19 protein-coding genes and 1 pseudogene are annotated in these 17,101 nt (G+C 34.4%); 7 read left to right on the top strand and 13 right to left on the bottom strand.

The window, feature by feature from the left end; translation table 11 throughout:
- Positions 1-126 precede the first annotated feature (126 nt).
- The 4 genes from MHH96_RS13930 to MHH96_RS13915 all read right to left on the bottom strand — a co-directional run bounded on the left by MHH96_RS13930 (position 127) and on the right by MHH96_RS13915 (position 2,110).
- On the bottom strand, positions 127-840 hold the full coding sequence (locus MHH96_RS13930) for an NAD-dependent deacylase (protein WP_047942937.1): 714 nt from the start codon (positions 838-840) through the stop codon (positions 127-129).
- Between the two features lie 231 nt (positions 841-1,071).
- Entirely contained in the window at positions 1,072-1,200 is a 129-nt protein-coding gene (locus tag MHH96_RS13925; RefSeq protein WP_082138358.1) for a YjcZ family sporulation protein, read from the bottom strand.
- Positions 1,201-1,236: 36 nt separating this feature from the next.
- On the bottom strand, positions 1,237-1,344 hold the full coding sequence (locus MHH96_RS13920; protein WP_082138357.1) for a YjcZ family sporulation protein: 108 nt from the start codon (positions 1,342-1,344) through the stop codon (positions 1,237-1,239).
- A 229-nt stretch (positions 1,345-1,573) separates the two neighbouring features.
- Positions 1,574-2,110, bottom strand: a complete 537-nt coding sequence (locus tag MHH96_RS13915; RefSeq protein ID WP_047942936.1) for a GbsR/MarR family transcriptional regulator — start codon at positions 2,108-2,110, stop codon at positions 1,574-1,576.
- Positions 2,111-2,440: 330 nt separating this feature from the next.
- Here MHH96_RS13915 and proV point away from each other — a divergent pair, with 330 nt between their 5' ends.
- The 3 genes from proV to MHH96_RS13900 are packed head-to-tail and all read left to right on the top strand — an operon-like array spanning position 2,441 to position 5,416.
- On the top strand, positions 2,441-3,679 hold the full coding sequence (gene proV / locus MHH96_RS13910; RefSeq protein WP_047942935.1) for a glycine betaine/L-proline ABC transporter ATP-binding protein ProV: 1,239 nt from the start codon (positions 2,441-2,443) through the stop codon (positions 3,677-3,679).
- Positions 3,679-4,524 carry an ABC transporter permease gene (locus tag MHH96_RS13905; RefSeq protein ID WP_341117592.1) on the top strand — a complete coding sequence of 282 codons (846 nt, stop codon included), beginning with the start codon at positions 3,679-3,681 and terminating at the stop codon, positions 4,522-4,524. The genes proV and MHH96_RS13905 overlap by 1 nt, the downstream gene beginning before the upstream one ends.
- A 1-nt stretch (position 4,525) precedes the next feature.
- Positions 4,526-5,416, top strand: coding sequence for a glycine betaine ABC transporter substrate-binding protein (locus MHH96_RS13900; protein ID WP_047942933.1), 891 nt, complete (start codon positions 4,526-4,528; stop codon positions 5,414-5,416).
- A 46-nt stretch (positions 5,417-5,462) separates the two neighbouring features.
- Here the strand turns inward: MHH96_RS13900 and MHH96_RS13895 are convergent, their stop codons facing one another.
- Complete coding sequence (locus MHH96_RS13895; protein WP_095257645.1) at positions 5,463-6,977, bottom strand: flotillin family protein; 1,515 nt, start codon at positions 6,975-6,977, stop codon at positions 5,463-5,465.
- Positions 6,978-7,004: 27 nt separating this feature from the next.
- Positions 7,005-7,520 carry a hypothetical protein gene (locus MHH96_RS13890; RefSeq protein WP_053215714.1) on the bottom strand — a complete coding sequence of 172 codons (516 nt, stop codon included), beginning with the start codon at positions 7,518-7,520 and terminating at the stop codon, positions 7,005-7,007.
- 372 nt (positions 7,521-7,892) lie between these two features.
- On the opposite strand from MHH96_RS13890, the gene MHH96_RS13885 reads away from it, so the two are divergent.
- The gene (locus MHH96_RS13885) at positions 7,893-8,213 is read left to right on the top strand and encodes a hypothetical protein (protein ID WP_047942930.1); all 321 of its coding nucleotides are present in this window, start codon (positions 7,893-7,895) and stop codon (positions 8,211-8,213) included.
- A complete protein-coding gene (locus MHH96_RS13880) occupies positions 8,194-8,367 on the top strand; it encodes a hypothetical protein (RefSeq protein ID WP_161798400.1) in 174 nt (57 codons plus the stop codon). The genes MHH96_RS13885 and MHH96_RS13880 overlap by 20 nt, the downstream gene beginning before the upstream one ends.
- A gap of 119 nt (positions 8,368-8,486) precedes the next feature.
- On the opposite strand, the gene MHH96_RS13875 is transcribed toward MHH96_RS13880, so the two are convergent.
- From MHH96_RS13875 to MHH96_RS13855, 5 genes are all read right to left on the bottom strand, one after another.
- A complete protein-coding gene (locus MHH96_RS13875) occupies positions 8,487-9,260 on the bottom strand; it encodes a Cof-type HAD-IIB family hydrolase (protein WP_047942929.1) in 774 nt (257 codons plus the stop codon).
- 16 nt (positions 9,261-9,276) lie between these two features.
- On the bottom strand, positions 9,277-10,065 hold the full coding sequence (locus MHH96_RS13870) for an ABC transporter ATP-binding protein (protein WP_047942928.1): 789 nt from the start codon (positions 10,063-10,065) through the stop codon (positions 9,277-9,279).
- A gap of 320 nt (positions 10,066-10,385) precedes the next feature.
- Positions 10,386-10,652, bottom strand: coding sequence for a phosphocarrier protein HPr (locus MHH96_RS13865; RefSeq protein ID WP_016200885.1), 267 nt, complete (start codon positions 10,650-10,652; stop codon positions 10,386-10,388).
- 153 nt (positions 10,653-10,805) lie between these two features.
- Positions 10,806-11,531, bottom strand: coding sequence for a gamma-glutamyl-gamma-aminobutyrate hydrolase family protein (locus tag MHH96_RS13860; RefSeq protein WP_047942927.1), 726 nt, complete (start codon positions 11,529-11,531; stop codon positions 10,806-10,808).
- A 189-nt stretch (positions 11,532-11,720) separates the two neighbouring features.
- Positions 11,721-13,277, bottom strand: coding sequence for a bifunctional metallophosphatase/5'-nucleotidase (locus MHH96_RS13855; RefSeq protein ID WP_053215710.1), 1,557 nt, complete (start codon positions 13,275-13,277; stop codon positions 11,721-11,723).
- Positions 13,278-13,467: 190 nt separating this feature from the next.
- Between MHH96_RS13855 and MHH96_RS13850 the strand changes: the two are divergent.
- A pseudogene (locus tag MHH96_RS13850) lies at positions 13,468-14,059 on the top strand (PhnE/PtxC family ABC transporter permease); the annotation flags it as partial.
- Between the two features lie 128 nt (positions 14,060-14,187).
- Positions 14,188-15,150, top strand: a complete 963-nt coding sequence (locus tag MHH96_RS13845) for a D-2-hydroxyacid dehydrogenase (protein ID WP_047942925.1) — start codon at positions 14,188-14,190, stop codon at positions 15,148-15,150.
- Positions 15,151-15,197: 47 nt separating this feature from the next.
- Here MHH96_RS13845 and MHH96_RS13840 read toward each other — a convergent pair whose 3' ends face one another.
- Entirely contained in the window at positions 15,198-16,046 is an 849-nt protein-coding gene (locus tag MHH96_RS13840; protein WP_047942924.1) for an iron chelate uptake ABC transporter family permease subunit, read from the bottom strand.
- The gene (locus MHH96_RS13835; protein ID WP_047942923.1) at positions 15,983-16,699 is read right to left on the bottom strand and encodes a metal ABC transporter ATP-binding protein; all 717 of its coding nucleotides are present in this window, start codon (positions 16,697-16,699) and stop codon (positions 15,983-15,985) included. The genes MHH96_RS13840 and MHH96_RS13835 overlap by 64 nt, the downstream gene beginning before the upstream one ends.
- Positions 16,700-17,101 lie beyond the last annotated feature (402 nt).

The raw sequence follows: 17,101 nt of genomic DNA, 5'->3' as shown, positions 1-17,101 counted from the left end.
TTATATTATCTCGATATATCAAAGTTTGCAATGGATTTAAACGTATTCAGCTACTTTTCTTTGTACTATTTTTCTTTTTTTATGATTATCCATCAATCTTATTTATTCCTAGCCAATTGATGAACATTACAGCTTAAGATTAATTTCTTCTAATACCTTTCCGATTGATTCATGAATGACAATATCAGCAATGCCATCCATTTGAGTTTGCTCTTTATTAATAATAATAAGTTTAGCCCCTGTTTGCTTTGCAAGTAAGGGAAATTGATTTGCTGGTGAAACGGATAAAGAGGATCCTAAAACTAAGAAGACATCAGATTTTATGGCTGCCTCTTCCGCTCTCAAAAATGGCTGTTCTGGGAGCATTTCTCCAAAAAGTACAATGGAAGGTCTTAATATTCCTCCACAACTGCATGAATAGTTGTCATGTAAATATTCATCACTAAGATAGCTCTTTCCACATATTTCACAATGAATCTTTTTTAATGTTCCATGCAATTCAGCAACTTTCTGATTTCCTGCTTCTTCGTGAAATCCATCCACATTCTGTGTGATGATTTGTTTTACATAGCCTTTTCTTTCCCAATCACTTAATATGTAATAGCCATGATGCGGCTTAAATTCATGAATACCTTGAACTCGGTTACGATAAAACTCAATAAATTCTTGCACATGATTATTTAGGGCACTCGTACTGGAAAGGTATTGTTTTTTTTCAGCAGTCCATAATCCCTTATTAGCAGATCGAAAATCAGGCAATCCACTCTCCGTAGACATCCCAGCACCAGTAAATATAACAAAATAATTAGCAGACTTTATTAATTGAACTAAGGAATCCATCTATCCATTCCCCCCCTAATACATATCTTATCTATTCATTTTAGCAAATAGTTATGACTCCTCAAAATTAAGAAAGAATGATTTGCTTCCCAAAAGATAATCTGTGGAACCCTGCACGTTTCATTGCATTAAAAAAGTATATTTTGTATAAATATATGTACTTTATTCACTCTACTTAATATCATTAAAAGAAGACTGACTCTTCGAATCAGCCTTCCATTTTTCGTTATTTTACCATTTAAAGCAAGCTGCACCCACAATGATTAAAAGAATGAATAAAACAACGATTAAAGCGAAACCTCCGCCGTAACCTGCACCACCATAGCCATAGCCGGGATATCCACAACCATATCCGTACATTCTATTTCCTCCTTTTAATATCTGTTTCGTTACGGATTAATAAAATCCGCCGTAACCCCAAGAAGCACCAATAATCACCAATAAAATAAACAATACTACTAAAAGAGCGAAACCTCCGCCGTAACCTACTCCAACTTCACCCATGAATAAAAACCTCCTTTTTTTGATTCCATATATCCTATTCAAGAATTAAAAATGTGCGATAGACAAATGCACATTTTTTAGGTTTTTTAACCAGATATCCTTGGGATTACATTGATCTCGTTTCTTGCTGATTTTTCCCTTATATCAAATTTTTCTTTATAAACTACAAAAGGCGCTATCTTCCGAGTTTAAAAAAAACCCTTAGAAGATAGCACCTTCATATAATTTTTTATTCTTTATTTTTTGGAATGAAATTAAAAATTTCATGTGATTCTAAACTATCTACAAAACGTTCAAGCCAATCATAATAATCTAGTGCATAATTCATTTTCTCTAAGTCATTAGTTGCATCTTTTATAACATCTTCAGAAATTCCTTCTTTATTCATTAAAGCTTTTATTTCATTCATTGATTTTTCAATTGCATATATATTTTCAGTAATCGCTAACCGCCATTTAATTGTGAAATAATCGATAAATGTTTGATACCAATCTTCTTCTGCTCTATATAAATCTTTTCGAACACCTTTTCGCCATACTTTGTCTACCATTTTCAATTCAAGCAAGGTTCTAACCGACGTACTCATACTGGTTTTACTCATCCCTAGCTCTTCTTTCATTTCGTCAAGCGTCATAGGATTTTCTTGGAACAATAGCATTCCATATAATCTACCAATTGATTCAGTCACTCCATATAAATCCATGTTTTGAGCTACGGAATCAATCACTCTCTCTCGAGCAATATTTAACTGCTCCCTATCCGTCATTTATCATTCACATCCATATTATATGTTTACTTATACATTGTAATCATGATTATTTCAATAATCAAGGTGAATCAATAATCAAGCACTTAAATACTTTTTCTGTTTATAGATTAACATGAATAAAAAAATTGTAAAGTAGTAACCTAGATAGTATATCAAAGCATTTGGGCGCATTATTAAGCATATAAGCCCTATAGTTCATACAGTTTTTTCTGTACGTTCAGAATGAATCTTTTTAACTGATTATACAGTTTGAAGTGTCTATTGGTTATCTTCTATAATATATGTAGGCTCGCTTTACAGAGCGTTTAGAATTAAAGAGGTGAAAGAATGGAAAGTATGGCAAAATTAAAAGTCGAAAATGTTACAAAGATTTTCGGCAAAAACGCAAAAAAAGCAATTCAACTACTAAATAGTGGTGAATCAAAAAAGGATATCCTCAAAAAAACAGGAGCAACAGTCGGTGTAAACAAGGCTAGTTTTGAAGTGAATCCTGGTGAAATCTTTGTAATAATGGGGCTATCCGGTAGTGGTAAATCTACATTAGTACGTATGTTTAATCGTCTGATTGATCCTACAATCGGGAACATTTATATTGATGGCAAAGATATCGTAAAAATGTCAAAAGAAGACTTACGTAAAGTTCGCAGAGAAAAAATAAGTATGGTCTTCCAAAAATTCGCTCTACTCCCTCATCGAACAATATTGGAAAATGCGGAATATGGATTAGAAATTCAAGGGATTGATAAAGCAACAAGAAAAGAACGTGCACTTGAATCACTTAAATTAGTTGGATTATCAGGTTATGAATCCCAATATCCAGACCAATTAAGTGGTGGAATGCAGCAAAGGGTCGGTCTTGCTCGCGCTTTAGCAAATGACCCAGATATTCTTCTAATGGATGAAGCATTTAGTGCCCTTGATCCTCTTATTCGAAAAGATATGCAGGACGAATTATTAGACTTGCAATCAAATATGGAAAAAACAATTATCTTTATTACACATGACTTAGATGAAGCACTTCGTATTGGCGATCGTATAGCACTAATGAAAGATGGATCCATTGTTCAAGTTGGAACACCTGAAGAAATATTAATGAATCCATCCAATGATTATGTAGAACGATTTGTCGAAGATGTAGATTTATCGAAAGTATTGACTGCCAATCATATAATGAAACGCGCAGAAGCAGTAACGATTGAAAAGGGACCTCGTGTCGCATTACAAATGATGAAGAAACTAGGAATTTCAAGCATCTATGTCGTTAATAAGAAAAGAGAATTACTCGGAGCAATCACAGCAGATGATGCACGTGCAGCTGCCGAAAAAAATGAAGGCATCGAAAACATTTTACAAAAAGATGTAATTACCGTTACAGGTGACACATTATTAGCTGATCTCTTTGATAAAGTATCAACTGCAATCATTCCAGTTGCCGTAATAGATGAACAGAATAGATTAAAAGGGATTCTGGTTAGAGGTGCAGTTATTGGAGCCCTTGCTGGTAACAACGAACTTATTAATACTCCGCCAACCGAAGAATCAGTATTAGTTGGGGGGAATGAATAATGAATAATCTAATTCCTAAATTACCAGTTGCAGATTGGATTGATTCCTTTGTTGCTTGGCTGACAACTACTTTTGAAGTATTATTTGATGGCATCACTGCAGTATTAGAATTTGTAGCAAATATTTTAGTAGGCTTCTTTGGATTTATTCCTCCTATTTTATTAATCATTTTACTTACATTACTCGCATGGAAATTAGCGAATAAGAAGATTGCAATCTTCACTCTTATCGGATTACTACTAGTAGATAATTTAGGCTATTGGGAACCCATGATTGATACACTGGCTCTTGTTCTCTCTGCTGTATTTATCTCCATTATAATTGGTGTTCCACTAGGAATATGGGCTTCACAAAATAACACTGTCCGCAATATTGTTATCCCAATATTAGACTTTATGCAAACAATGCCAGCCTTTGTTTATCTTATTCCTGCTATCTTCTTCTTTAGTATCGGGGTCGTACCTGGAGTGGTAGCATCGGTAATTTTTGCTATGCCACCTACTATTCGTTTGACTATTCTTGGAATCCAACAGGTTCCTAGTGATATTAGAGAAGCGACAGAAAGCTTCGGTAGCACAACTAGCCAAAAATTATTAAAGGTTGAATTACCACTTGCTATGCCAACAATACTAGCTGGGATTAACCAAAGTATTATGCTTGCACTATCAATGGTAGTTATTGCTGCAATGGTTGGTGCACCAGGACTTGGTGCTGATGTATATCGTGCTGTAACTCAAATTCAAATTGGGCGTGGATTTGAAGCTGGTATATCTATTGTAGTACTTGCGATCATTTTAGATAGAATTACCCAAAATGTGGGTACAAAGAAAAAGGGGGCAAAATAATATGAAAAAAATGACTAGTTTATTAGGAGCAATCACTCTTACTTTAGGGTTAGCTGCCTGTGGTTCTAACAGTGCAGACGATCCGAATGCAACAATTGGTGAAAAAGTTGATTATGAAATTATCGGCATCGATCCTGGTGCAGGTATCATGAAAGCAGCTAGTAAGGCGATTAGCGACTATGACTTAAAAGATTGGAAATTAGTAGAAGGCTCAAGCGCAGCAATGACTGCTACGCTAAAAAAAGCGTATGATAAAAAAGAACCAATTATCATAACTGGCTGGACTCCACATTGGATGTTCACTGCATATGATTTAAAATACTTAGAAGATCCAAAAGGCTCTTTTGGTGCAGATGAAAACATTCACTCCATTGCACGTAATGGATTAAAAGAAGATATGCCTGAAGCATATCAAGTTCTGGATAATTTCCATTGGACAACAGATGATATGGGTGTTGTTATGATGGATATTTATGAAGGTGAAGATCCAGCAAAAGCAGCTGAAAAATGGATAAAAGATAATGCTGATAAAGTTAGTGAATGGACAAAAGGCGTGAGCAAGGTAGACGGAGACAAAATTAAAATTGGATATGTAGCATGGGATAGTGAAATTGCAAGTACCAATGTTATCGGCAAGGTTTTAACAGATTTAGGTTATAATGTAACGTTAAGTCAAGTCGAAGCAGGTCCGATGTGGACTGGTGTAGCAGATGGCAGCCTAGATGCACATATTGCAGGTTGGTTACCAATTACGCATGAAGACTATGCGAACAAATACAAAGGTCAATTCGAAGATCTAGGACCTAACTTAGAAGGAACAAAACTAGGTCTTGTTGTACCTAGCTATATGAAAGATATTAATTCAATTGAAGATTTAAAAGAAAAAAAATAAAACCAAAAGACTCATCTGAAATAATTTCAGATGAGTCTCTTTTTCTTTATTCTGATTTATTACTTAAATTATCGTTTAACTCATTAATACTCTGACGAATATTTCCTTTGCCTGATAAATTTTCAAGTAACTCTTTTACATCGATTCCAGCAGATGCCTTTAGTGATTCTTGCATTGTTGACATTAAGTTTGTTGCATAGCCTGTGACTTTATTTGCGCCACCGTTACTGCTATCACTTCCAGTATCTACAACCGTAATCTTATCGATATTAGCTAATGGGCTGGCCACTTGTTTTGCGTATTCAGGTAACATACCAAGTACCATATCCAAGATTGCCGCTTGACCATATTGTGCATATGCTTCAGCAATTTTGCGTTTTGCTTCTGCTTCGGCCAAACCTTTTAAGCGGATAATTTCTGCTTCTGTTTCCCCTTTTGCTTTTTCTGCTTCCGCTTTTGCTAAACCATCTACCCGCACTTTTTCTGCTTCCGCTTTTGCTTGTGATTCAATACGATATTGGTTTGCATCTGCTTCGGCAATTTCTCGGCGTTTATTCGCTTCAGCAGCCTGTTCCATTGCGTAACGATCGGCATCGGCTTTCTTTTTAACCTCTGAATCATACTGCTTTTCTCTTCTTAAGATCTCTTTTTCTTCCAACTCAATTTGTTTCTGTCTTTCAATGATCTTAATTTGCATTTCTTGTTCGGTAACTTCTTGCTTAGATCGAGCACTTTCTAAATCATACGCTTGGTCAGCACGTGCTTTCGCAACATCTTGCTCTCTTCTATAATCAGCAATCTTCATTTGGTTTTCTTTTTCTGCTTCGGCAATCTCTGTTGCTCTTTCTAACTCTGCCTTTTTAGCATCTTTATCTGCTTCGGCTTTTTTGATTCTTGTTTCTTTATCTGCCTCAGCTGTTGCAATATCTGCATCTCGTTTTACTTGAGCAATTCTTGGTTTACCAAGCGATTCTAAGTATCCGTTTTTATCTCTGACATCTTTAATTGTAAAGGATACAATGACTAGACCCATTTTTGCTAAGTCATGCGAAGCAACCCTTTGTACTTCTTGCGAAAATTTATCCCGATTTTTATAAATTTCTTCGACTGTCATACTACCTAGAATTGAACGTAAATGTCCTTCTAATACTTCTCTTGCTTCGTTTTCACGATCTTGTTTTGATTTTCCTAGAAACTGTTCAGCTGCAGTGGCAATTTCACCAATAGAACCACCAATTTTAATAATAGCTGTGCCATCTGCCATAACTGGAACGCCTTGTTCTGTATATACTTCCGGTGTAGAAACATCTAATTTACTAGATAATAAACTCAGAGGTTCGGATTGCTGGAAAACTGGGAGAATAAATGCCCCTCCCCCTCTAATAATTTTAATTTTATTTCCTGATTCATCAACATGAACATTTTTAGAACCTAAATAACTACCTGTTACAATTAATGCTTCATCCGGTCCTGCAGTTTTATATTTCGCCATAAAAATACTAATAAGTGCGATTAATAAAAATGCTACAATTCCTATTACAATATAAATCTCAATGGCCATTTATTTTTCCTCCTTTTGTTTGCTTTTCTATATGCCATCCTTGCGAACAACATAAGCAACATTTTCTTTAATCTCTACTACAACCGTTTCTTCACCAAAGCCAATTTCTTCATTATAAAAGCTAGCTGCCGTTTTTGAGATATTTCCACTGATGCTTTCGATCAATATTTCTCCATAACCGTCCTTCGGAATTGTTGTAATAACTTTACCAATTCTTCCCTTAAGTGATTCATCGCTATAAACTAATGATTCTTCTGCATTGGCAAGAGGAATAAAAACAAAAAGGTGTAAACAGCTGGAAATAATAAGTGCGATTATTGCTGAAATGGAAAGAATAATGATGCTATTGATAGTAGAATACTTCTCCATAAGATAACCACTTGCTGATAATATCGTAAAAAAAGCAAGGATTAAAGTAGGATTAAATATACCAACATCTCCACCAAATAAGTCTGAAAGTAATAAGGTTAATATGACACATATTCCCGAACCAATTAAAACAGTTAAATAAATGGACGGAAGATCAAAGCCGAATAATTCCATATACATCATTCACTTTCTAAAAATTTAATTTTGCTATGTATTCACTAAAATCAGACCCCCTTCATTTTAGTACTTACCATACTTACGACTTAAACGAAGAAAGGTTTCAGGAATTTTTAGAAAAACATCTAATTTATCCTTATATTGTATGAACTGACATACAGAAATAAATACCTAATACCCCTATTTAGCTCCAGCTTAATAAATATGCCAAAATATCAATCTTCCATTAATATTTCGTCATCTTTAAGAATTTGTTTCATATGTTAATTTAAGGGGAATTTTATCTATACCTACTAAATATTTTCTATATACCATTGTTACCGTTTGAGCAATAAAACTTAATGAAAAGGTGATATTGTGGAGAAGCATATGAAACGTACAGATAAACATGAGGAAAATGGAAATAAAAATAATATTGGTAAAAAAGTGATGTATTTTTTAGGCTCTATCTTACTGCTTACCACAATTTTTGGAGGTTATATATTTTCAGATAGATATTTTGCTAGTGAGCCGAAAACAGGAACAGAAGAATATGGGGACAAAGTAGTCATTACCTTGCCAAACGGGAAAAAAGTGTTTACTTATGAAAATCTAATTGTAGAAGAAGATGGCAAACTTCTGTATAAAGGAGAACGTAATACAATCGATTTATCAGGAGGAGTGGTTGTCTATGAAAATTGGGAGGACTAATCAAACTTATTTTGATATAAAGCCAGCAATTGCTGCCTTATTGCAGATAGTACTAAAAAGCTGCCAAAAAACTGATAAATATTTTGGCAGCTTCTTTATATATGTATCCAGACTGCAGGAAAATTGCCATATATTGGAAAACGAAGTTGAGTAAAGGATATTTATTTAAACTTTTTGAATCAAGGTGATGCTCTGTGCTAAGCAACACATGAAAATGCAATTCTACTTCTCCAATATCTTTTTGTCTCCAAACCTCTTCTTACGAATTACAGGTTAAAGGAGGCTTATTTTTTGTAATCCGTAAGCTAGTCCTCCATCATCTACATGCTTTGTAATAAATTTTGCATATGGCTTAATATCTTCATGAGCATTCCCCATAGCTATTCCCATTCCTACATACGAAAGCATTTCTTTGTCGTTTAATCCATCTCCAAATGCTACTGCTTCCTTTGGATCGATATTTAAAATGTTTAAAATTTGTGCAATCCCAGCTGCTTTAGATCCACCTGTTGGAATAACATCCATAGATAAAGGATGCCAACGAACAAAATGTATATTAGAAAACGCTTCTTCATATACCTTTTCTTCGCTTTCCTCACAAAAAAGCAAGCATTGATAAATATCGGCTTCCTTCCAAAAATCTTGTCGATAAGAAGGTGCCTTTAATTTTAATGATTGGAAGGATTCAATAATATGTGCATGCTCTTTATGATTAGCACAACCTTCCTTACTCCCTTGAAAAACGATAGGATGATTATTTTTTAAGGCAGTATTTTCTAGCAATTCTAGGGTATTCATCGGGATTGGTTTTTTATATACTTCCTTTTTGCCATGGACAACATATGACCCATTAAAAGAAATATATGACGATAAACCAAGCTCATCTAAAATATGGGAAAAGAAATAAGGTGCTCTTCCAGTTGCTAAAACAATTGGGATATTCCGCTTCTTTAATTCCTTAATCGCTGCTTTCGCGTCATTAGGAATTTGTTTCTCTTCATTTACTAATGTACCATCAATATCAATAAATACAATTTTATATGTCAAAATTCTTTCTCCTTTATTATTTCTTTATTAATGAGCTGCTTCTAGCCAATAGTGGTCTTTGATTATTCCAAATGACTTCTACCGGTAACGAAAAAAAGCTGCTCATATTCTTGCTGGTTAATACTTCCTTTGTATATCCTGAGATAAATTCCTCTCCCTTTTTCAGCAGAAAAGTATGGGAAAACACTGGTAATATTTCCTCCACATGATGCGTAACGTAAATGATGCTGCTTTTTTCAGATACCAAACTAATAATGGTATCTAATAATTGTTCTCTTGCTAAAAAATCTAAGCCGGTAGCTGGTTCATCTAAAATAATTAGTTCAGGATTTACCATTAACGCTCTTCCAATTAGTACTCTTTGTCTCTCTCCTTGTGATAAACTACTATATGGTCTATCTGCATAATCCAAGCAGCCTAGCTTCTCCATTATTTCAATTGCCTTGTTTCTAATTTCCGCTGTTGGTGACTCATATAATCCAATCGAAGCATATGCGCCGCTAAGTACAATTTCAAATGCGCTATCTGATGCATATAAATTTTGTTGTAGCCGGTTGGATACTAGTCCAATATTCCGCCTTAGCGCTCCTCCTAACTCTGACTTCCCAAATACTTTCCCTAATACTTCCATCTTTCCAACAGTCGGATGATAATACGCACAAATCATATTTAACAAAGCTGTCTTTCCGGCCCCATTTAGACCATACAGAATCCAATTTTCTCCTTTTTTAATCTCCCAATTAATATTTTTCAAAATCCACTGACCATTTCTTTTTAAGCCAACCTCTTCTAATTTAACAATCATGCCAATCCCCCTATCTTCTCTACATTTTACTAAAAATTCATATAATTTGTACAGAATGAGGAATCAAGAACATTCGTATTTATCATTGCTCATTTTAGCAAACAAGTCCAAATAATAAAAAGACTTGACCTTTCTTTCATGGAATCATTCAAAATACCTTGATGTATGATTCCATTATGATTAAGGGTCAAATCTTTATGTTTACGTTCATAAAATTAATGATCTCATATCCATTCACTGCTGAATATGTAACCGCTTTAATTTAATGATAAAAAATAAATGGAGAGAGACCCTCATAAAAGAGGGTCATGGGTAAAAAATTAACCAACTAATCCTTCTTTTTTAAGGACAGCTTCTACACCATCAACTGCTTCTACTTCATCTTCACCAGTTGCAGAAATAGTAATTTCTCCACCTTTAGGTACACCTAATGACATTACGCCCATGATAGACTTTAAGTTCACAGATTTCCCTTTGAAAGAGATTTGCATATCTGATTTGAACTTGCTAGCAGTGCTAACTAATAATGTTGCTGGTCTTGCATGAATACCAGTTTCATCAATTACTGTAAATGTTTTTTCGCTCATTATTATACCTCCAAAGAAAAAATTGTCTTACCCTACTATTTTAGCTGATTTTAGGACTTAATACTAACTTTTTTTTCATCTTTTTCTGTTTTGGGCTTTCTAGTTGTGTATCTCTCAATATTTTACATTTATTAGACAAACTTTTCTACCGTATTAGCCTCTGCTTTTTTTTACACTTTTTATGAATTCTATAAAAATCTGATTCATTTTATCATTAGTTGACGCCATTGATTCTGGATGCCATTGAATCCCTAGTAAAAAGTTAGGATAACTCTTATGCTCAACAGCTTCTATAACTCCATCACTACTACTGGCAACTATTTCTAAGCCGGCTGCTAAGCAATCAATGGCTTGATGATGAAGACTATTTACTCTAGTTCTTGTTTCTCCAATTATATTGGCTAACTTACTTTTTTCTTTAATAGAAACAAAATGGGTGTCTAAACTTCGGCTCACAGATTGAGTGTGTTTAATACTATCTTTCATTTGCGAAGAAATATCTTGTATTAATGTTCCTCCTAACGCAACATTTAAAATTTGAATGCCTCTACAAATCGCAAGTATTGGTTTATTCGTTTCCATCGCTCTTTTAATTATTTGTATTTCCACTTTATCACGCAAAAGAATGGTGTCTCCAATATTTTGATGTGGATCTTCTCCAAATAAACTCGGATCTACATCTTCTCCCCCACTCAAAATCACAGCATCACAAAGATCCACCATTTCTCTTGCCAGGTCCTCCTCTACAAACGGCAAGATAACTGGCAATCCTCCATTGGCTGCAACGGATTTTTGATAATCATGATGCACATATGTGCCTTCCATAAATTTATTTTTAAATACGTATGCACCTGTTATCCCTATTACCGGTTTACTCAACGCTCTCCATCCCCTGACACTATTTAATTTTTCCAATATTAACAATATTAAAAAGGAAATAAAAGAGCTTGTCAATAAAATTTCTATAAATAGAAGCAGAAAAAACAGCTAAATAACCATCATCTATCTACCGTTTTAGCTGTTTTTATCTTTTATGCTATTGTTATAAGTGTAAATACTATCTTCCTCTTACCAAATGACTTTCCAATTATAATTACAAGTCGCAGGTACGATCTTTCTCTCCATAATATAATTAGCTATTAATTCAGAAGCGTCAAGTTGAATTTCACGGATAACAGGTTTATTTTTGAACATAAAGAAATCCCCGCCGCCTCCTGCTCGATAATTATTCATTACTACTTCATATAAAGCTTCCTCGTCTATTGGCGCCCCCTCAAAATCTAACTGAACAACTCTCTGTCCAATTGGCTTAGTTAGATTGAGTGTGTATTCAATTCCTTCCCACATATCGTAGTTGTAATGCTGGGGCTTAGGGTAAACAAACGAAGGGTTGACAATCGGCTCTCCTTCGTCATTTAAAGCAAAGTATTTTGCACTATGTTCGAGCGCGTGACGAATATCCTTTCCAGATAGCGAAAGTACTTTAAATGTATTAGGATAAATATAATTGGATACAATATCTCTCATTGTTACATTTGGCTTAAATCCCGGTGATTCGTTATTAAAAAGTGCAGTATTACTGATTTTCACTTGCGCTGCATCCATTTGCACTTTATTAATAAATTCGATAAGCGGGTTGTCCTTTAAGCGGATTTGCATCGGATCTTTTACTAACATTTCCCCATCGATACGGCCAATAGGTGTATCTAACCATTCTTGTGTCCTCTCTTCATATTCCTTTACTAATAATAGAATATCCTCCTCAGCTTCCACTTCAGCAACAGATAATAGTTCAGAACTTTTCTCGATTACTTCGCCTTTATCATCTAGTATTAATGTTATTTTTCCTACATACTTTCCATTATTGCTTGGTTGAATAATTTCTGTTCCATTGATATTACCGGTTAATTCTCTATGTTGATGACCTGTTAAAAGTACATCTACCCCGTCAATCTGTTTACAAATGGTATATCCTTGATTCTCTCTAGTCAATACTTCTGATGGTTCACCAGTCTCAGGATCCCTTTCAAATCCTCCATGATAAGAGATAACAAGAACATCCGGCTGCTCTTCCTTCTTAATCAGCTCTACCCATTCTTTTGCACTGTCAAATGCATCATTAAATTGCAGTCCTTCGATATTCTGAGGATTTTCCCAATTGGGAATGTAATCGGTTGTTATCCCTAGAATAGCAATTTTAAAACCATTTATTTTTTTAATTACATAAGGACTACCTAAAAATGGAGTTTTTGTTTTTACATCGACAATATTTGCACATAGCCAAGGGAATCTCGATTCCTTCACTGCTGATTTTAAAATATCTAACCCATAATTAAATTCATGATTGCCAATTACAGCCGCATCATACTTTAATTCATTTAATATCGTTATCATTGGATTTTTTTTATCTGCTAAAAAATTCACATAATGATAGGTTAACGGTGTGCCCTGTATTAAATCACCATTGTCAATAACAATGGTATGCTCGTTCTTGGTTCTTTCATTTCTAATTATAGAAGCAATTTTACCAAGACCAACATCTGCCGGGGTATTATTTCCATAATTCAATGGAAAAACATTTCCATGTATATCACTTGTTAATAATATAGTTACTTCTGTATTCAAGATTTCATCTCCAGTATCTAAATTTCCAATTCCTCTGAATAAAGTAGTATAATCAAGCTTCTTTTTATTCCTCTATTAAGCAAGTTCATTATAACAAGTTCATTCTTCCTTAACTACCTATAATTTCTTTTCTTTCTCCTCTAACCCTCTTTTTCTTAAACCTGATAAAAGCTGTTTATTATTTACATTAATCTCTATTGCCATCTTCACAGGCATTTTCTATCCAGATTGGGAATATGTATATTTGCCAGATGGCGAGGATTTTTTACGTGTCTGCTTGATACATTAGCGATTGCTATAATAGGTACCTTAATATCAGCACTTCCTTGTATTTCCCTTTGCCTTCTAGGCTGCTAACAATAGGAGCAAAGGAAAAACAATCGCAAGTACTGGGAAATTTGCATTAAGCTTCGTACGGACATTTCTGAAGTTATCATAGCTATTTTATTTATTACAGCAGTTGGTTCTGGATCATTTGCTGGAATACTAGTATTAGATCCACAATCCATAGAGATGTTAGGAAAATTATATTTAGAGGAAATTCTAGATATGAGGCCAACAGAAGGCTTGCTAGCAGCCGGAAGTTCAAGATAAACATTCGTTCTGCTGCCATTTTAGGTGTCATCGGTGCAGGAAGAATTGGAACCCCACTTATTTTTGCAATCAGTACATGAGATTTGGATCGAGTTGGAATCATCCTGTGAGGGATTATTGTAAGGGTAACGATAATTGATATAATAAGTGGATTTCTAAGAAGAAGATTACATAAAAATATAAAGTGAATTTCAAATAAACACCCATCATCTTTCCTCGATGTGTGTTTATTGTGCAAATAACAAAATAGTACCAATTATCAATTTATTTGTTACAATAGAATAATAAATTTCAAAAACAAAGGAGTGTTCCCAAAATGAAAAAAAGAAAATTATTACTTACCCACCCTCTCCATTCCTCCCTTTTGGAAAAGATACGGTCCACATTTTCTGAATGGGAAATCATCCATGCATTAAAGCAAGATGATTGGCAAGAGCATTTGATTGATTCTGAAATCATTCTTGGCTGGAGAAGTAGTTTTGATTTAAAAACTATTATGGAAAACGACCAGCTCCAATGGATTCAGACTTGGAGTGCAGGAGTAAATTCCCTTCCTTTAGAACAGTTAAGAAAAAAGAATATCGTCATTACAAGTGCAAATGGCGTACATGGCTACCCTATTTCAGAAACAATTTTTGCGCTCTTACTTGGTCTAACAAGGAATATTCATACATATGTACGAAATCAGCTTAAAAGAAAATGGGATGGAACTGACATTAAATTGGAAGCACACAAAAAAACGATCGGTATTATCGGTTTAGGAGCAATTGGGCTAGAAACAGCTAAAATTGCCAAGGCATTTGATATGCATGTTATTGGAGTAAGAAATTCACGTAAGCGAACCGATTATGTAGATGAGTTATATACTTCTGAAGAGCTAAACGAAATCCTTCCTCTCTGTGATTATGTAGTAGTCACACTGCCGTTAACAGACGATACATACCAACTATTCCAAAAAGAGCAATTTCAACACATGAAAAACTCTGCCTTTTTTATCAACATTGGACGTGGAGAAATAGTCAAAGAGGATGATTTGGTCACTGCTTTAAAAAACGGAGAAATTTTGGGTGCAGGCTTAGATGTTTTTGAAAATGAACCATTGCAGCAGACAAGTCCATTATGGGATTTGGAAAATGTTATTATAACTCCCCATACTTCGGGCTCTACTGAACATTACAATAGCAGAGTAATCGAAGACATTTTCCTCCTTAATGCAAATCATTATTTAAAAGAAGAAGATTTAGCAATTAATGTAGTGGATTACCAAAAAGGTTATTAATGTATAGATAAAAAGAGGAGTTTACTTAAAAAGCACTCCTCTTTTTATCATCCTACTTTTTTATAATTCTTCTGACTTGACGCACGGCGAACCATCATATAAATCCTTTGGCTTAAAAACCCTACTAGTAAAATAACTACTAATAATAGAGTAATGGTTGCACCAGGAGGCGTTCCTAAATGATAAGATGAAAACAATCCAGTAAAGATACTAACAGCCGCTACTAAAATAGCCACGATAAATACCCATTTAAAACCTTTTACTAATTTGATGGAAAAGGCAGATGGCAATACTAACAAGGCAGAAACCAATAGCACGCCAATTGTTGGGATAATTACTGAAATAGCAATACCAGTTAAAATACTAAATGCGATGGATAACATATTGGTATTAATACCGCTAGTTGTTGCCGTATCTTGATCAAAAGTCATAATATACATCTTTCTCGTAAAGAAAACAAAAAATAGAAGAATAATTCCAGTCACAATTGCTAATACAATCACTTGTTGTTTACTAATCGTAATAATACTTCCGAATAAATACTGATCCATGCTTGTCGTCATTCCGCCACTAGATAAACTCATGAGAAATAAAGCGAACGATAATCCAGCAGCCATAAGAATAGCAATCGATACTTCTGAATAAGTATGGTATGCTCGTCGCATATATTCAATTCCAATTGCTCCAGCAATTACAACGAGAAGACTAGAAATTGTTACATTCGTTTGAAAGAAAAAACCAATTGCCACTCCCGCTAATGATATATGTGACAATGTATCTGCCATCAACGCTTGTCTTCGCAGGACTAAATAAATTCCAATGATTGGTGCAATTATTGCAATGAGCCCACCTGCCCAAAATGCTCTTTGCATGAATTCAAGCTCAAACATCTCCATCCGCCTTTTTCTCCTTTCTCAATATGAATAATTTTATCTAAATAATCCTCTACCTCATCTTGATCATGTGTTACCATGACAACTGTTCTATTATGTTCATTTACTTGATGCTTCATAAATTCATAAAAGCCTTTCCTGCTATCTGCATCCATTCCTGTGGTCGGTTCATCTAAAACTAGCAAGTCAGGTTCAGATGCTAGAATACGTGCAATTACAATCTTTTGCTTTTGCCCTCCAGATAACTCACCGATTTTCTTATTACGGTAATCCCACATTCCAACCATTTCTAATGATTTCTTCACTGCTTCATGATCTACTTCCTTTAATCTTTCATACCATTTTTTACGTTGATATCTGCCTGATCGAACAAGTTCTATGACGGTGCTTGGGAAGCCAACGTTAAAAGAAGAAATTTGTTGGGGAACGTAACCTACAGTTAATTTTTTTCCACTCGCATTTAACTTACTTATATTCACTTCCCCTGACCATGGCTTAAGTAGCCCCAATAATAACTTTAATAAGGTAGATTTACTTGCGCCATTAGGGCCTGTAATCCCAACAAACTCTCCATATTCTAATTCAAATGATACATCTTCAAGTGCAGGAACATGTTCATATCCAAATGTAATTTTTGATACTGTCGCTAGTTTCATATAGTAATTACTCCTCTCCATTTATTTATCTTCCTTATCCCTAACGCCTCTATAACCGCTCCTCTTTAAACTGTGTTATAAGTAAGTTATGTTAGTGCTTTGTATTGAATAAAAATAAGGAAACGACTTTTTATCGAAGTCTTTGCTTGTTATTGCTTCATTTATCTAACTTTAATAATTTTTACGATTTGCGGCAATCTATTCTTCATTTATTTCATTCTCGAAACGGGTACGTACAAAAGTAGTCAATTTCGTACTCATTACGATTTAAAAATTAACATTATTTGTTCGAATATAAAGTTATGACTTAATCACCAGATAAATATTTATCATTTCTTTCCTTCTATAATACATGACACTTAATAATAGACTTTTCCTTGTTAAGTGTCAACATAAATCAAA

It is taken from the genome of Niallia sp. FSL K6-0212, assembly GCF_038007605.1.
In the GTDB taxonomy this organism is placed as follows: Bacteria; Bacillota; Bacilli; order Bacillales; family Cytobacillaceae; genus Niallia; species Niallia circulans.
The sequence above is the reverse complement of the archived record's forward strand: the minus strand, read 5'-3'. Positions and strand labels throughout refer to the sequence as shown.

Bases quoted from the DNA above. Each gene is read 5' to 3' on its own strand.
- MHH96_RS13930 (WP_047942937.1), bottom strand. From the start codon at position 840: ATGGATTCCTTAGTTCAATTAATAAAGTCTGCTAATTATTTTGTTATA.
- MHH96_RS13925 (WP_082138358.1), bottom strand. From the start codon at position 1,200: ATGTACGGATATGGTTGTGGATATCCCGGCTATGGCTATGGTGGTGCA.
- MHH96_RS13920 (WP_082138357.1), bottom strand. From the start codon at position 1,344: ATGGGTGAAGTTGGAGTAGGTTACGGCGGAGGTTTCGCTCTTTTAGTA.
- MHH96_RS13915 (WP_047942936.1), bottom strand. From the start codon at position 2,110: ATGACGGATAGGGAGCAGTTAAATATTGCTCGAGAGAGAGTGATTGAT.
- proV (WP_047942935.1), top strand. From the start codon at position 2,441: ATGGAAAGTATGGCAAAATTAAAAGTCGAAAATGTTACAAAGATTTTC.
- MHH96_RS13905 (WP_341117592.1), top strand. From the start codon at position 3,679: ATGAATAATCTAATTCCTAAATTACCAGTTGCAGATTGGATTGATTCC.
- MHH96_RS13900 (WP_047942933.1), top strand. From the start codon at position 4,526: ATGAAAAAAATGACTAGTTTATTAGGAGCAATCACTCTTACTTTAGGG.
- MHH96_RS13895 (WP_095257645.1), bottom strand. From the start codon at position 6,977: ATGGCCATTGAGATTTATATTGTAATAGGAATTGTAGCATTTTTATTA.
- MHH96_RS13890 (WP_053215714.1), bottom strand. From the start codon at position 7,520: ATGGAATTATTCGGCTTTGATCTTCCGTCCATTTATTTAACTGTTTTA.
- MHH96_RS13885 (WP_047942930.1), top strand. From the start codon at position 7,893: ATGAAACGTACAGATAAACATGAGGAAAATGGAAATAAAAATAATATT.
- MHH96_RS13880 (WP_161798400.1), top strand. From the start codon at position 8,194: ATGAAAATTGGGAGGACTAATCAAACTTATTTTGATATAAAGCCAGCA.
- MHH96_RS13870 (WP_047942928.1), bottom strand. From the start codon at position 10,065: ATGATTGTTAAATTAGAAGAGGTTGGCTTAAAAAGAAATGGTCAGTGG.
- MHH96_RS13865 (WP_016200885.1), bottom strand. From the start codon at position 10,652: ATGAGCGAAAAAACATTTACAGTAATTGATGAAACTGGTATTCATGCA.
- MHH96_RS13845 (WP_047942925.1), top strand. From the start codon at position 14,188: ATGAAAAAAAGAAAATTATTACTTACCCACCCTCTCCATTCCTCCCTT.
- MHH96_RS13840 (WP_047942924.1), bottom strand. From the start codon at position 16,046: ATGGAGATGTTTGAGCTTGAATTCATGCAAAGAGCATTTTGGGCAGGT.
- MHH96_RS13835 (WP_047942923.1), bottom strand. From the start codon at position 16,699: ATGAAACTAGCGACAGTATCAAAAATTACATTTGGATATGAACATGTT.